Genomic DNA, 15,782 nt, shown 5'->3' with positions numbered 1-15,782 from the left:
ATGAAAAAATATTTACAATATTTTTTATCCATTTTTATTTGTTCATTAGCCCTAAAAAGTTTTGCTGCAAATCCTGATTATTTTAATCAAGGGATGAAGTTTTTTAATCAAAATAATTATAAGGAAGCAAAATATTATTTCGAAAAAGACATTGTATTTAATACTAAGAATGAGAAATCATATTTACATTTGTCAAAAATATCAGCGATTAATAAAGATAATAATCAACAAAAAAATTATTTAGATACAGTTTTAGTTTTAAATCCAAAAAATGAAGAGGCTTTATATTTAAAAATCTTACTAAATATTGAGGAAGGTGATTTCAAGAAGGCCCAAGAAAGTAATTTAGTTTTCTCAAAAGTATGTAAAGAATTATGTTCGAAGAAGAACGATTTATCGAAAATGATAATAATCGATAAGAAACAATGAAAGATATTTCGTATACAGATAAAATAGTAATAATAGATTTCGGATCACAAACTACACAACTTATTGCTCGAAGAATTAGAGAGCTAGGCGTCTATTGTGAAATTATCAGTTGTTATAAAACTAAAGATTTAAGAAATGAATTTAATTTAAAAGGAATTATTCTATCGGGCGGTCCTTTATCAATTACCAAAACGTCATACTTAGGAATTTCAAAACAAATATTAAATTTTAACAAACCTATTCTAGGTATCTGTTACGGACATCAATTGTTAGCCAAAGAATTTGGAGGCATTGTTAAAAATTACAAAAAAAGTGAATTTGGAAGATGTGATATTTTTAGTAACAAAAATTCAATTTTAACAAAAGATTTTTTTAACAAAGATAAAAAAACGCAAGTATGGATGAATCATACCGACGTAGTAACAAAAATACCCAAGGGTTTTCAAGGAGTTGCCTCAAGTGAAGATTATAAATATACGATTATACAAAATCTAAGTAAAAAAATATTTGGAATTCAATTTCATCCAGAAGTAATTCATACTACTAACGGTAATATTTTATTTAAGAATTTTTTATTTAATATTTGTAAATTAAAGAAAAATTGGAATTCTAAAAATCAGATAAATTATTTAATAAAAAATATTAAAAAAGAGGTTGGTGATCAGAATATTTTATGTGCTTTATCCGGAGGCGTTGATAGCAGTGTTTTAGCTGCCTTACTATACAAGGCTATTGGAAAAAAATTGCATTGTTTTTTCATAAACACAGGACTATTAAGAAAAAATGAAGAATTAGAAGTAATTAATGTCTTTAAAAAAAATTATAAAGTAAAATTAAATTATGTAGATGCGTCTTCAATTTTTTTAAATGCTCTAAAAAATGTTACTGATCCCGAAACCAAGAGAAAAATTATTGGCAAAGTTTTTATAAAAATTTTTGAAAGAGAATCTAAAAAATTTAAAAAAATTAAATATTTAGCGCAAGGAACGTTATACCCTGATGTTATTGAGAGCCAAAGCCACCATGGGGGACCTTCCTCTGTAATTAAATCACATCATAATGTTGGGGGCTTGCCCAAAAAAATCAAATTCAAATTAATTGAACCTTTTAGGGAGCTATTTAAAGATGAGGTCAGAAAAATAGGTCTTAGCCTAAAGTTATCTAAAGAAATCATCTTTAGACATCCTTTTCCAGGTCCTGGTTTAGCAATTAGAATTCCTGGAAAAGTTGATAAGATTAAAGTTAAAATTTTACAAGAGGCCGATATTATTTTTATTAATGAATTAAAAAAAAGAAATCTTTATAAAAAGATTTGGCAAGCCTTTACTGTGCTTTTACCAGTAAAAACGGTAGGGGTGATGGGAGATTCTAAGACATATGAATTTGTCTGTTCATTAAGAGCAGTTACTTCGCAAGACGGAATGACGGCCGATTTTTACAATTTTAAAAATAGAGATCTAGCAGAAATTTCTAATAAAATTATCAACAATGTAAAGGGCATTAATAGAGTTGTTTATGATATTACTTCAAAACCACCAGCAACAATTGAATGGGAGTAAGATTTGTGAAAAAAAAATTAACAGTAAATAATATTAAACTAAAAAAATTTAGAAAACCGCTAGTTTGTTTAACAGCATATACAACGCCAATGGCTGAGATTTTGGATAAATATTGTGATGTAATTCTAGTGGGAGATTCATTAGGAATGGTGTTGCACGGAATGAAATCTACAAGAGAAGTTACATTAGATATGATGATTATGCATGGCAAAGCAGTAAGTAGAGGAGTAAGCAATAGTTTACTAGTCGTAGATATGCCAATTGGAACTTATGAAAAAAATCCTAAGATCGCCTTAAAGAATGCAAAAAAAATTATGAAAGAAACAAATTGTGATGCTGTTAAAGTTGAAGGAGGAGTTAAAGTTTATAAAACCATAAAATATTTGGTTGATAATAATATACCAGTTATGGGGCATGTAGGTTTGTTGCCCCAAAGTGTAAGAAAAAAAAAAGATTATCGAGTTAAAGGAAAAAATAATTTAAGTTTTAATCAAATTATCAAAGATTCTATTTTTATAGAAAAAGCAGGAGCTTTTTCAGTGGTTGTGGAATGTGTCATTAAAAATTTAGCAGATAAAATTAATCAAAGTATAAAAATTCCAACTATAGGAATAGGTGCATCAAATAAATGTGATGGACAAATTTTAGTTACAGAAGATCTTCTGGGATTTTCAGAAAAGCCTCCTAAATTTGTTAAAATGTATGATAATTTTAAGGAAAGAACTGAGATTTGTATAAAAAAATTTGTAAAAGATTTAAAAAATAATAATTTTCCAAATATTAAAAATATGTATCAAATTTCATGAATCAAATCTTTAACGAAATAGACGAAGATTTAAAACAAGATAGATTTATAAATTTTTTCAAAAAATATAAATTTATAATTATTATCATTCTATCTTTAGTTTTATTATCAATAGTTTTTGTAGTTAGTAAAAATATTATTTTTGAAAATAGAGCAAAAAAATATACGCAAGAATATGTAGTAATTTTAAGTCTTATTAATGATAAAAAAATAGATGAAGCTAAAAAAAGACTAGAAATTTTAAAAGATTCTAAAATTAATTTATACAAAGTATTAGCAATTTCCAAATTACTAGAGTTAACGAAAGAAAATAAAAATGAACAAATTTCAATTTTAGATTATGCAATTAAGTCTAATATAGAGAAAAATGATAAAGATTTATTTAAAATTAAGAAAGCCTTGTTAGCTTTTGATAATTTAGACGAACAGCAATTTTTAAACTTATTAAATCCAGCTGATTTTAAAAATTCTCCATGGAGAGTTTTGTCATTAGAAATATTAGGTGATTTTTATTTAAGCAAAGGACAAAAAATTAAAGCAAAAGATATTTATGATCAGGCATTAAAAATTTCAGATATTCCTGAAATTTTTAAAAAAGATCTTGCAAAAAAAATTAAAGAAATAAAATAAATGAAATTATTTTTAATATTTTTATCCCTATTTATTTTTTCTTGTTCAACTAACAAAGATAAAAAAGTTGATCTTGAGATCTTTAAAAAACAAGGAGAAAAAATAAATGTTTTTGAAGTAAGCAATGTTTTTGATAAGGAAGTTGATTCCAAATCTGTATTGCAATTAAATCAACCTCAGCTAAATACAAAATGGTCTTATGAGCATTTTTCTTCTAATAATTTTTATGATCATTTTATTTATGAAGGAAAATTTCAGGATATTTTTAAAAAAAATATAGGCGATTATATAAATAAAAATAATGATAGTGGCTCATTATTAGTATTTCAAAATTTTGTATTTTTTAGTGATGAGAAAGGTAAAATTTATAAATTTGATACGATTAGTCAAAAAATAATTTGGGAACTAAAAATATACGAAAGCACTTATAATAATTATCCTAAAAATATTGCATTGTTTTTAAATGGAGATTTTTTATTTGCAGCTGATAATTTAGGATTTATTTATTCAATTGATACTCAAACAGGAAAAACGATTTGGCAACAAAATTACGGCATTCCATTTTCATCGCATCTCAATTTTCATAAAGGTGTTTTGTATGTTGTAAATCAAAACAGTCGTCTTTATGCTTTTAATCCATTAGATGGTCAAAAAATATGGAGTTTTGAATCATTGTCTGGTTTAATAAAACCAACTAGATCTAGCAATATTTCCTTACATGATAATAAACTATTATTCTCTAATGACATTGGAGATATTACCGCAATTGATTTAAATCAGCAGGTTATTACCTGGACAAAAAATATTTTATCTCAAAATAGTATTTCTAATAATTTAGTTTTTAAAATTTCTAATATTCTAATTGATAAAAAAGATGTTTATGTTTCTTCTAATAGTGGCGATCTGTTTAATTTGAACCTGGAAACAGGAGAAATAAAGTGGTCTCAAAAACTATCTTCAATTCAAAATCACATTAGTACAGATAAATATTTGTTTGTATTAACAGAAAATGGTTTTGTTATTTCTTTTAATAAAATAAATGGAAATATTTTATGGTCCTTAAACCTCACTAAGTTCTCCAAAAATAATAAAGTAGCTCTAGATTATTATGGATTACTATTAGCATCCAATCATTTATATGCGACATCATCAAATGGAGATATTTATAAAATATCAGCAAACGACGGAAAGTATATTTCTCACAAAAAAATTAACAATGACCTATCAAGGGCACCAATTATTGTTGATAATAAATTGTTAATCCTTAATCGTTCTTCAGAATTAATAATACTTAATTAATGGATAAAATATCATCAGGAGTTATTACTCTTGCAATAGTAGGAAAGCCTAATGTAGGTAAATCTACTTTTTTTAATAGAGTTTTAAATAAAGACTTATCACCTGTTAGTGAAATTCCAGGAACAACAAAAGACCTTTTTATAGATAATGTTTCTTATAAAAATAGAACTTTTAAATTAATTGATTCCGGTGGATTAAAAAGAAAAGGAAAATCGAAATCTGATGAACAACAATATATTACAAAAGAAAGCTTAAAGGCAATTTATCTTGCAGATGTCGTTTTGTTTATGATTGAAGCTGATAAAGAGTTTACAAAAACTGACAAACAAATTTGTAGATTAGTATTAGATAAAGGCAAAGGCTTAATTTTTGTTATTAATAAAATTGATTTAGTTGATGAGTTAAAAAAAATCAAAAATGAATATATTTATTATATAAAAAATCTATTTTCTGATGCTTTATTAGCAGATCCATTTAGCATTTGTTCTTTAAAATTAGAATTTCCAAAAAAAATATTTGATGAAGTAATTAGCATACATTCACGTTTAAGAAAAAATTATGACAATAAAGATTTAAATCAAGCTTTGCAGGAGGCATTAAATAAGAACAAAATACCTGTGTATTCAAGATTTCGTCCAAAAATAAAATATATTAAACAAGTAAGCACTAGACCAATTATTTTTAAAATTTTTGGAAATCAAGCCAATAAACTTTCGTTAGATTATCAAAAATATTTAGCAAAAAGCTTAAGTAAAAAATTTAATATTAAGGGTTTTAAAATTTTTTTAAGATTTGTTAGTGCAGAAAATCCTTTTAAATCTAATAAATATTAAACTATCTAATATTACTTAGCAGAGACAATTGATTGTCTTTTACGCTTCTATTTGACTGATCAAGAGGAGGTATTGGATAATCACCTGTAAAATAATGATCCGTAAACTCTGGATTTGCATTGTTACGTTTTTCGTAACCCATTGCTTTGTAAATTCCATCTATAGATAAGAATTTCAAAGTTTTAACGCCAATATACTTAGTCATTTCATCTAACGACATATTAGAAGCTAAAAGCTGATCTTTATCTGGAGTATCAATTCCATAGTAGTCTGGATACATGATAGGAGGGCAAGATATTCTCATATGCACTTCTTTTGCCCCAGCATCGTACATCATCTGAACTATTTTTTTAGACGTATTTCCTCTTACTATTGAATCGTCTATTAAAATTATTCTTTTGTTTTTAACCAAAGATGAGTTTGGATTATGTTTTAATTTAACGCCTAATTGTCGAATTTGTTGCGTAGGCTCAATGAAGGTTCTTCCTACATAGTGATTTCTTATCAATCCTAATTCAAAAGGAATTTTAGATTCTCTTGAATACCCTATTGCAGCAGGGACCCCAGAATCAGGAACTGCAGAAACTATATCGGCTTCTACATGAGATTCTTTTGCTAATTGTTCGCCGAAATTTTTTCTAAATTCATAAACACTTTTTCCAGACATTAAACTGTCTGGTCTTGCAAAGTATATATATTCAAATATGCACGGACGTGCTTTCATTTTAGGGAATGGCTTAATGCTTTCCACTCCATCATTTGTTATAATTACAATTTCTCCATTTTCGATTTCACGAACAAAAGTGGCTCCAATAATATCTAATGCACATGTTTCAGAAGCTAGGACATATGATTTTTTTAATTTACCAAGCACCAAAGGTCTTATTCCATAAGGATCTCTTACGCCGATTAACTTTTTATTTGTTAACATAACAAGGGCATACCCACCTTGTATTTGAAACAAAGAGTCTATTATTTTATCTATAGTTTTTAATCTTTTTGAGCGAGCTATTAGCTGAACTATTGTTTCTGTGTCAGATGTGGTTTGAAATATAGCTCCATCTTTAATCATCTTTTCTCTTAACATTATTGAATTAGTAAGATTTCCATTATGTGCGATGCTAATTCCGCCAGTATATAGGTCTGCAAAGAAGGGCTGTATATTTCTTAAAACAGGTGCACCAGTCGTAGAATAACGATTATGACCTATCGCAAAATTTCCTGGAAGTTTTTCGATAGTAGTTTCTTTTGTGAAGTTGTCACCGACCAGTCCTAATCTTCTTTCAGAAAAATAATTTTTACCATCGTAAGAAACAATACCGCAAGATTCTTGACCTCGATGTTGCAAAGAATGTAGCCCCAGAGCAGTTAAAGCAGAAGCATCAATATGATCAAAGATTCCAAAAACACCACACTCTTCTTTTAATTTGTCAGCGTTTAGATCAATTAACATAAAAATTATTTTTTTAATTTCTTTTTCGTCTTATCGATGTATTCGTCACTAAATAGAATTTTTTCGTCAAATAATTTTCGTCCATATTCAATAGCATTGTAAGAAGACCCGTTTTTGAGATAGGGAGGCCACTTATCATATAGGTAAATATAATTAGATAGACTCAGTATTATAACACAATAAAAGTACCCCGTAATCCCTCCAAAAATAAAACCAAATAATTTATCAATTCCTCCTAAACCGGCCCATTTTAAAGATTTTCCCATCGCTTTGCCCAAGACTATAATTAAGAATAGGCTTAATAAAAATACAGTTACGCCAGCTACTGTTCGAGCTGTCGATTCATTTTCAATTATTTCACTAACATAAGGCAGAGCGTATGGAATTGAAAATTTTGCTATTATAAAAGCAATGATCCATTTTAAAAAATAAATCAAACTCAATACAAATCCTTTTTTAAGTGAAGATATTAAATTAAAGAGAATTATTATAGCTACAATGACATCAAATATATTTATTTTATTGGATTGAAAAAAATTTAAAAAATTATCCATTCTTAAATGGTTTTATAATTGCAATTAACTGTGGCATTAAAGTTAACACAAGCGTCATAGCTGTTAACATTGCTAAACCAGTAAAAATTCCAAAATAAATCGAAGGGATAAAGTTAGAAAATATTAATATTGAAAATCCAAAGACTATAGTTAATGAGGCATTGACTATCGCCTTGCCAACAGATTTGTGACAAATTTCAATAGTTTTTTTATAATTTTTGTTTTTTTTGTATTCTTCTCTAAAGCGATAAATGTAGTGAATGCTATTATCAATAGCTATTCCAACGGTAATAGATGCAATAGTTATTGTCATCATATCCAAAGGAATATTAAATAACCCTAAACTTCCTAAAATAAATAAAGCGGCAGTAAAATTTGGAATCGCAGCCACAATAGACCAAGATAATGATTTAAATAATATTAACAGTAAAATAAAAATCCCCGCAAAGGTTATTCCTAAAGTTTTAATTTGTGAATCAAATAAACTTTGCAGCAAGTTATTAAATATTACTAATATTCCTGTAATTTTAAATTCATCTTTATTAAGCTTTAATTTTTCTTCTAAGTCTTTTTGAATTTTTATTAAAAGTTCTTTTCTATTAAGATTGGGGTTAGAATCTATTATTCTAAGTGAAATTCTTGCTTCATTATTTTCAATTGAAACATAAGGCGTAACTATACTTTTTTTGATATCTTCAGGTAATTTACTATATAAAATTGCCATTTCTAGAGGTCCTAATTTTTTATTATCATTAATCTTTTCACCTAATTGTAAAACTGAATAAAAAGATAAAACTTTCCCTATCTCAGGCAATGTTTCTAAATATTGATGAACATTAATAATGTTATTTACTCTAAAATTAGTAAACCAATAACTATCTTTGTATTCATTTGAGTCAGAGCCTTGAAAAAAATCATCATCATTCTTGTTGCTCTTACTGTCTGAGTCTTTAAATTTTAAAATAATTTCTAAAGGAGTCGTGCCACCTAATTTTTCATCAATTAACTTCATACCTTGATATATTTCAGTTTTTTTATCAAAGTAGTTAATAAAACTATTTTCAACTTTTAATTTTGTCAGTCCATAAATACTTAAAATTAAAATAATTGATGAAAATGCCAAAACTAAAAATCGTTGATTTAAACCTATAGAGCAAAATATCTGTGCTAATTTTGATTCTTTACTTTCGTGAATGGGCGTTGCTTTTGGTTTAAATTTAATAATTAAATAAGGTAGCAAAATCATTGATACAAATAACGAAATAAATAAACCAAGAGTCATCATCCATCCAAAATCTATAACTGGTTTAATATCGCAAAAAATAAGTGATAAGAATGCAAATGCAGTTGTTAAAACCGCATACAGTATTGGGGTAAAAATTTTTGTTGTAGTTAGATAAGTAAGATAATTTTCTTTTTTTTTTGGAAATTCTGCTTGCAGCTGTTTATATCTTTCAACGTAGTGAATATTTATTTCCATTGTAAGAATAAGCATTATCGAAATAAAATTAGAAGATATTACTGTTACCTTCCAATTTAAATAACCTAACATTCCAACCATTATAGCAATAGATAAAAGACAACTTAGAAGCGGGAAGATTACCCATCGAATGTCTCTAAAAATAAACCATAAAGTTATTATAATAAAAATAAAAACACCTGAACCGAAAACAGTGATGTCCTTTTTTATAAAAGATATCAAGTCATCGGCTATCATAGGGATTCCAGAAAGATTAATATCTGCTATGTTTTTATATTTTGAAATATGCGATCTAATCTCAATATTATAAAATTCTAAATTTTTATTATGTTCTTTTTTAAGTTTTTCTAAAATTTTATTGTGGGCCTCAAAGTCTTTTAAATCTTTTTCTGAAAGTTTATTATTCTGTTGTTTGTCTAGAAAATTTTTATTTGTTTTTAGAGCAGATAAATATTCTTTATTATCTTTAATATAGACAACAATACCAAAAGTTGTGGCCTCTTCATTTATTATTAATTTTTTATATACCGGACTATTTTTTAATTCATTTAAAGCTCTATTAATTTCAATGCCTGGTGTAACTATGTATTGAATATTTTTAATCTTTTCTATTAAGGGTAGATCAGAACTTTCAAATAAAGGAGCATTTAAAACACTTATGCTTTTGCTTACCCATTTTATATTATTAATTTCATTAACAAATTTTTTTAATTCATTAAGACTTTCCTCATTAATTTTTTTTTTAGGAGAATATGTAATTACAAAAAAATCTTCAGATGAATAACGTTCATTTACAGATCTTAAGTAATTTAGATCAGGATCATTTTCCAACAACAAAGAATCTGCTGATGCGTCTAACTGAAAATTTTTTGCATTATAAACAGAAAACGAAAATATTATTATTAATGCAACAAGTATTAATTTAGGTCTTTCTAAAAATTTTTTATAAAGTTGATTTATAAAATTCATTTTTAATTAATGTACACTCTTTCACATCTTTCAGAGACGGATGTAATAATATCATAAGGAGAAGTTTCAGACACTTTTGCAAAACCATCTAAATTTAAATTTTTCCCAAACACTTCTAAATAATTCCCAATTTTAATTTTATTTTTAACTCTAGTAACATCAACTATCATTAAATCCATGGATATTCTTGCGATCATTGGAAGTTTGATATTTTTATAAAATACATGGCCTATATTTGATATTTTGATTTTAACACCATCAGCATATCCAAGGGGAATGGTAGCTGTTACTATATTTTTTTTTGCTTTGTAGCTTTGATTGTAACCTGCGGTCTCACCTTTTTTAAGACGATTTATTTGAATAACAGGAGATGTCAAAGAGACTACATTTTTTAATCTTTTATTAAAAAATAATTTTCCACCATATAAAGCAATTCCGGGTCTCACTATATCAAAATGATATTCTTTTCCTAAAAATATCCCCCCTGAAGCAGCTAGACTGAATTTACAATTTGGAAAATTAAACATTGATTTTATTTTTAAAAATCTATTTTTTTGAATCATGTTATATTTACTTTTTTTCTCATCAGCGCTTGCAAGGTGAGTATATATTATAACTTCTTTAAATTTTTTAATTATTGATCGTTCGTTATATATTTTTAAAATTTCTTCATCCTGCATTCCAGATCTGCACATTCCTGTATCAACTTGAATAGCTAATTTATTAAAAGATTTTTTTTTATTTAAAAAATTTGTCCATTTTTTAAATTGTTCATAAGTATTAAGAATAGGTATAAATTTATTTTTAAAGAATATCTGTTCTTCATTTTTGTTTAATCCATTTGCTACATAAATATTAATATTTGATATATTTTTTTTTATTTTTATGGCTTCAGAGATATTTGCAACCCAGAAATCTTTACATTTATTTTTAATTAAAAATTTTGCAATTTGGACATCGCCAAGACCATAAGCATTAGCTTTAATAACTGGACAAATAGACGTTTTTGAAAATTTTTTGATAATATTAAGATTATTTTTAATATTATTTAAATTTATAGTTAATTTTGAATGCGAATATTGCATTCATGGTTAATTATCAAATTTTATATTATTTGCATCTTTAAACTTAGTATAAGCGCTTTCAAACTCTAAATTAATTATACCTGTAGGGCCATGTCTTTGTTTACCAATTATTACTAGTGCCTGATTGTGGACTTGGCTCATTTTTTCTTGCCATGTTATATGTTCTGCCGTTCCAGCTTGAGGTTCGCTTTTCTCTAAATAATATTCTGGTCGATATACAAACATAACTACATCGGCATCTTGCTCGATAGAACCAGACTCTCTTAGATCTGATAGTTGAGGTCGTTTATCATCTCTTTGCTCAACAGCACGAGATAATTGAGACAAAGCTAAAACAGGAACACTTAGTTCCTTTGCTAGAGCTTTTAGACCTTGAGTTATTTCTCCAATTTCTTGAACTCTACCTTCGTATTTAAAATTTCCAGTAGTCATTAGCTGTATATAGTCGACTACAATTAAATCTAAACCATGAAGTCTTTTAATTCTTCGTGCTCTATTTGCTAATGTAGAAATTTTAATTGCAGGGGTTTCATCGATATAAAGTGGAAGATCATTAATATTTTTTGAAGCTTCGATAAATTTTTCTAAATCTTCCTGAGTAATTTTTCCTCTTCTTATATCATTTGATCTAATTCTTGATTGTTCAGCTAATATTCTAGTTGATAATTGCTCAGATGACATTTCTAAAGAAAAAAAAGCAACAGAAGACTTTCCTTCTTTTTTTTCCATAATTTTTTTTGCAGCATGAAAAGCGATGTTAGTTGCAAGAGCAGTCTTTCCCATAGAAGGTCTTCCAGCGATGATAACTAGATCTCCTTTGTGCATTCCACCAAGCCTTTCATCTAAATCACGAAGACCTGTTGGCACTCCAACTATACCTTCGTCATTCTTAAAGGCACGCATGGCCATATCGACAGTTTCGCCAAGAGCTTTTTCAAACGACATATATGATCTGTCAAATTTGCCTCGTTCAGCAAGATCAAAAAGTTTTTTTTCTGTTCCTTCTATTAATTGTTCAGCCGTATATTCTAAATTTTTATTATTAGCCTCTGTTAATGTGTTCTCAGATAATTCAATCAGTTTTCTTCTCAAATGAAGATCATAAATTACTTTAGCATAGTCTTTAGCTTGAAAAGCAGAAGTGGAAAGTCTCGTAAGTTTTGCAATATATTCATTGCCACCTAATTCTTTTAATGACTGTTCATTTTCTAGATAATTTTTTAAAGTGATTGGACTTGCAAGTAACCCCTTGCTGATTAATTTATTTAAATAATGAAATATTTTTTGATGAACTGGATCAAAAAATATATTTTCATTAACAATAGTAGAGATTTCGTCAAATATTTCGTTATTTACTAGGATTGATCCTAATATTATTTGTTCAGCCTCTATATTGTTGGGTAATTCTTTAGTGGTATTTAAAATTCTAATATTTTCCGCGCTCATGGAAACATTTAAATTTATTTAAGTTATGAGTATAGAATAATTTTTTACTCTTATGATGTGGATAAGTTAATAACTTTGCAGTTAAACTATTTTTTCAACCGAAACAACTTTTACTTTTATTGAAGCCTGAACATCTGCATGTAAATTTATTATTACTATATAGTCACCAATTTTTTTAATTTGCTCTTTAAGCTCAATCATATTTGCTGAAATATTTTTAAAATTATGTGTTTCTAAATTTTGGATAATTTCTTTTATCGTTAGAGAACCGTATAAGGCTCCTCCCTCCATTGAATTTTTAGTGATTTTTAATTCAAATTTATCAATTTCTTTTTGAATTTTTACAGCGTCATTTTTTAAATCATTATTTTTTTTGTTTAGTTCATCTTTTCTTTTTTCAAAAATAGCTAAATTTTCTTTTGACGCTACTAGCGCTTTGTTTTTTTTTAAAAGATAATTTCTAGCAAAACCATTAGCAACTTTTACCTTGCTACCAATTTTTCCTAATTTTTTAATATTTTCTAAAAGTATAACTTCCATAATTAATCCGCTACAAATGGTAATAAAGCTAATATTCTAGCTTTTTTTATTTCATTAGATAACTCTTTTTGTTTTGCATAACAAACCGAAGTTATTCTACTAGGTAACATCTTTCCAGTCTCAGATATGTATTTTTGTAATAACTTTAAATTTTTGTAATTAATTACAGGAGCATCTTTCCCACTTAAAGGACAGTCTCTAGTAAATTTAGTGGTCGCTTTTTGAAAAAGCATTAAATTTGAATTATTATTCTTTTTAGTTTTTTTAATATTTTTTCTTTTCATTATTTACTCTCCTCTTTTTGAACTAATTCTGAATTTTCTTCAGGTATATTTTTTATTCTAATAGTCATAAATCTTAAAATATTTGAATCAATTCTTTCAATCTTTTCTAGCTCTTGAATAGCTGTTGGCTCTCCAGAAAAGTATAAATTTGTATAATAACCTTTCTTAAAATTTTTAATCGGGTAAGCTAATTGTCTAAGTCCCCAATTTTCTTTCTTTTCAATCTTTCCTTTATTTTTTTTTATTAGATCTTCAATTTTTTGATGTAGATCAGAAAGGTCTTTATTATTTAAGCTTTGAGAAGCTATGTAGGTATGTTCGTAATAATTCATTCTATCTTTTGGTTGCTTTTAATTAGCATCCCAACCTTAATATTAAAGTCGAGAAAGTCAGGGCAATATATAATTTTTTTTTTTTTAATACAACAGTGTTAATTTTGTTATAATTACTTACTTAATTATGAAAGCAATCGTATTTCCAGGGCAGGGCTCTCAGTATGTTGGTATGGGAAAAGATTTTTATGACACTTTTAGCGAAGCTAAAGAGGTCTTTCATGAGGTTGATGATGCTTTAGGTTTTAAATTATCAAATATTATTTTAAATGGACCTAAAGAAACCTTAGACCTTACGGAAAACACTCAGCCAGCCATAATGACTGTAGGAGTTGCTATTTACAAAACTTTAAAAAAACAAAAAATAAAAGATTTAAAAGACTATAGTTTTTTTGCAGGTCATTCTTTGGGTGAATACACCTCATTGATTTGCTCAAACTCTTTAACTTTAAAAGATGGTGCTAAAATTTTAAAAGAAAGAGGAAAATCGATGCAAGAAGCGGTTCCAGTAAATGTTGGAGTTATGGCAGCTGTATTAGGTGCGGAAGTAGATTTGATAAATGAAGTGATAAATAAAAATAAATCTAGTGATGGAGTTGCTGAAATTTCAAATGATAATTGTCCAGGTCAGATAGTTATAAGCGGAAATAAAGATAAGATTAATAAAATAGTAGAGGATCTTAAAAACACCTATAGTAAAAAAGCAATATTATTACCAGTAAGCGCTCCATTTCATTGTTCTTTAATGCAACCTTCAGCGGATAAGATGAGTCAAATTTTAATAAAAACAAATTTTTCACAGCCAGAAATCAATATTGTTTCTAATGTTACAGCCAAGACAATTGATAACTTTAAAGAAATACCTTCTTTACTTACAAAACAAATTACCCATCACGTTAGATGGAGAGAATCTGTAGATTTTATGGCAAAAAATAGTGTAAAGCATTTTATTGAAATAGGGCCGGGAAAAGCATTAACAGGCATGATAAAAAGAATAGGAAAAGAACTTACAACAACTACAATTGATAATATAATTCAATTCAATGAATTTAATTAATTTAAAAAATAAAAAAGTTTTTATAACTGGAGGCACCGCCGGAATTGGACTGTCTATTTTAGAGAGCTTTTATAAATTAGAAGCTGATATATTTACTATCGGAACAAATGTAGAGAATCTTAAAACTATACAAAGTAATTTTCCAAAAATTAAAACTTCTAATTTTAACTTAGAAAATCATCAAAAGATTGAAGAGTTAGTTAAAGAAGCAAAAGAGAAATTAGGAGGATTGGACATAGTCATTAATAATGCCGGCGTCACAAAAGACAATCTTGCAATTAGAATGTCAGATGAAGAATGGAATAAAGTAATTAACATAAATTTAACTGCTGTTTTTTTGATTTGTAAATATTCTATTAAAGCAATGATGAAACAAGATTCAGGATCTATAATTAATATTAGTTCAATAGTTGGTCATACAGGAAATTTTGGACAGGCTAACTATTCAAGTGCTAAGGCAGGAATAGTAGCAATGTCAAAAAGTCTTGCAAAAGAATATGCGAAAAAAAATATTAGAGTAAATTGCATATCACCAGGTTTTATTGATACAAAGATGACTAAAAATATTAATGAAGAATTTAAAAAAAAACTTATAGAAAATATACCAATGGGAAAATTAGGTACTGGTAACGACATTGCTAATTGCGCTCTTTTCTTAGCTTCTGATCTTTCTAGTTATATTACAGGCGAAACCATCCATGTTAATGGTGGAATGTATATGGCTTGATTTATTTAATTTATTCATTTATTGAAAGAATCATTAATAATTAAGGGAGTTTAAAAAATGAGTGATGTTGCAGTAAAAGTAAAAAAAATTATCGTAGAACACTTAGGTGTTGATGAAGCTAAGGTTACAGATGAAGCTAGTTTTATTGACGATTTGGGCGCAGACAGTTTAGATACCGTAGAGTTAGTAATGGCGTTTGAAGAAGAATTTGGCTCTGAAATATCAGATTCAGAGGCTGAAAAAATACTAACAGTAGGTGACGCAATTAGATTTATTGAGAACAATCCCGCTAAGTAGTTC

The 15,782-nt window shown here is 27.2% G+C and carries 17 protein-coding genes; 9 read left to right on the top strand and 8 right to left on the bottom strand.

Annotated elements, in window-relative coordinates; genetic code table 11:
* Genes AC8GER_RS03570 through AC8GER_RS03545 form a run of 6 tightly spaced genes read left to right on the top strand, consistent with a single transcriptional unit; the run spans position 1 to position 5,555 of the window.
* A complete protein-coding gene (locus tag AC8GER_RS03570; protein WP_506597504.1) occupies positions 1-429 on the top strand; it encodes a tetratricopeptide repeat protein in 429 nt (142 codons plus the stop codon).
* Positions 426-1,988, top strand: coding sequence for a glutamine-hydrolyzing GMP synthase (gene guaA / locus AC8GER_RS03565; protein ID WP_506597503.1), 1,563 nt, complete (start codon positions 426-428; stop codon positions 1,986-1,988). Before AC8GER_RS03570 ends, guaA begins: the two co-directional genes overlap by 4 nt.
* The gene (panB, locus tag AC8GER_RS03560) at positions 1,979-2,794 is read left to right on the top strand and encodes a 3-methyl-2-oxobutanoate hydroxymethyltransferase (protein ID WP_506597502.1); all 816 of its coding nucleotides are present in this window, start codon (positions 1,979-1,981) and stop codon (positions 2,792-2,794) included. The genes guaA and panB overlap by 10 nt, the downstream gene beginning before the upstream one ends.
* Complete coding sequence (locus AC8GER_RS03555) at positions 2,791-3,423, top strand: tetratricopeptide repeat protein (protein WP_506597501.1); 633 nt, start codon at positions 2,791-2,793, stop codon at positions 3,421-3,423. The genes panB and AC8GER_RS03555 overlap by 4 nt, the downstream gene beginning before the upstream one ends.
* The gene (locus AC8GER_RS03550) at positions 3,424-4,722 is read left to right on the top strand and encodes an outer membrane protein assembly factor BamB family protein (protein ID WP_506597500.1); all 1,299 of its coding nucleotides are present in this window, start codon (positions 3,424-3,426) and stop codon (positions 4,720-4,722) included. It begins immediately after the preceding gene.
* On the top strand, positions 4,722-5,555 hold the full coding sequence (locus AC8GER_RS03545; protein WP_506597499.1) for a GTPase: 834 nt from the start codon (positions 4,722-4,724) through the stop codon (positions 5,553-5,555). The genes AC8GER_RS03550 and AC8GER_RS03545 overlap by 1 nt, the downstream gene beginning before the upstream one ends.
* Position 5,556: 1 nt before the next feature.
* On the opposite strand, the gene purF is transcribed toward AC8GER_RS03545, so the two are convergent.
* The 8 genes from purF to rpsF form a co-directional block, all read right to left on the bottom strand.
* Positions 5,557-7,008: an amidophosphoribosyltransferase gene (gene purF, locus AC8GER_RS03540; RefSeq protein WP_506597498.1), complete on the bottom strand. Its 1,452-nt coding sequence runs from the start codon at positions 7,006-7,008 to the stop codon at positions 5,557-5,559.
* A 5-nt stretch (positions 7,009-7,013) separates the two neighbouring features.
* Positions 7,014-7,562, bottom strand: coding sequence for a CvpA family protein (locus AC8GER_RS03535; RefSeq protein ID WP_506597497.1), 549 nt, complete (start codon positions 7,560-7,562; stop codon positions 7,014-7,016).
* Complete coding sequence (locus AC8GER_RS03530) at positions 7,555-10,011, bottom strand: efflux RND transporter permease subunit (RefSeq protein WP_506597496.1); 2,457 nt, start codon at positions 10,009-10,011, stop codon at positions 7,555-7,557. The genes AC8GER_RS03535 and AC8GER_RS03530 overlap by 8 nt, the downstream gene beginning before the upstream one ends.
* Positions 10,012-10,013: 2 nt before the next feature.
* On the bottom strand, positions 10,014-11,096 hold the full coding sequence (gene alr, locus AC8GER_RS03525; RefSeq protein WP_506597495.1) for an alanine racemase: 1,083 nt from the start codon (positions 11,094-11,096) through the stop codon (positions 10,014-10,016).
* Between the two features lie 6 nt (positions 11,097-11,102).
* On the bottom strand, positions 11,103-12,542 hold the full coding sequence (locus AC8GER_RS03520) for a replicative DNA helicase (protein ID WP_506597494.1): 1,440 nt from the start codon (positions 12,540-12,542) through the stop codon (positions 11,103-11,105).
* An 81-nt stretch (positions 12,543-12,623) separates the two neighbouring features.
* Positions 12,624-13,082, bottom strand: a complete 459-nt coding sequence (rplI, locus tag AC8GER_RS03515; protein WP_506597493.1) for a 50S ribosomal protein L9 — start codon at positions 13,080-13,082, stop codon at positions 12,624-12,626.
* 2 nt (positions 13,083-13,084) lie between these two features.
* Positions 13,085-13,366 (bottom strand): 30S ribosomal protein S18, encoded by a 282-nt coding sequence (gene rpsR / locus AC8GER_RS03510; RefSeq protein WP_018207521.1) that lies wholly within the window; start codon positions 13,364-13,366, stop codon positions 13,085-13,087.
* Entirely contained in the window at positions 13,366-13,698 is a 333-nt protein-coding gene (rpsF, locus tag AC8GER_RS03505) for a 30S ribosomal protein S6 (protein WP_506597492.1), read from the bottom strand. Before rpsF ends, rpsR begins: the two co-directional genes overlap by 1 nt.
* Before the next feature lie 127 nt (positions 13,699-13,825).
* On the opposite strand from rpsF, the gene fabD reads away from it, so the two are divergent.
* The 3 genes from fabD to AC8GER_RS03490 are packed head-to-tail and all read left to right on the top strand — an operon-like array spanning position 13,826 to position 15,779.
* The gene (gene fabD / locus AC8GER_RS03500; protein WP_506597491.1) at positions 13,826-14,755 is read left to right on the top strand and encodes an ACP S-malonyltransferase; all 930 of its coding nucleotides are present in this window, start codon (positions 13,826-13,828) and stop codon (positions 14,753-14,755) included.
* Complete coding sequence (gene fabG / locus AC8GER_RS03495) at positions 14,742-15,482, top strand: 3-oxoacyl-ACP reductase FabG (RefSeq protein WP_506597490.1); 741 nt, start codon at positions 14,742-14,744, stop codon at positions 15,480-15,482. Before fabD ends, fabG begins: the two co-directional genes overlap by 14 nt.
* Positions 15,483-15,539: 57 nt before the next feature.
* Positions 15,540-15,779 (top strand): acyl carrier protein, encoded by a 240-nt coding sequence (locus AC8GER_RS03490; RefSeq protein ID WP_029167127.1) that lies wholly within the window; start codon positions 15,540-15,542, stop codon positions 15,777-15,779.
* Positions 15,780-15,782 lie beyond the last annotated feature (3 nt).

Origin of the sequence: Fontibacterium abundans (SeqCode), from assembly GCF_965235095.1 — a bacterium.
In the GTDB taxonomy this organism is placed as follows: Bacteria; Pseudomonadota; Alphaproteobacteria; order Pelagibacterales; family Pelagibacteraceae; genus Fontibacterium; species Fontibacterium abundans.
This window is presented reverse-complemented; position numbering and strand designations above follow the sequence as displayed.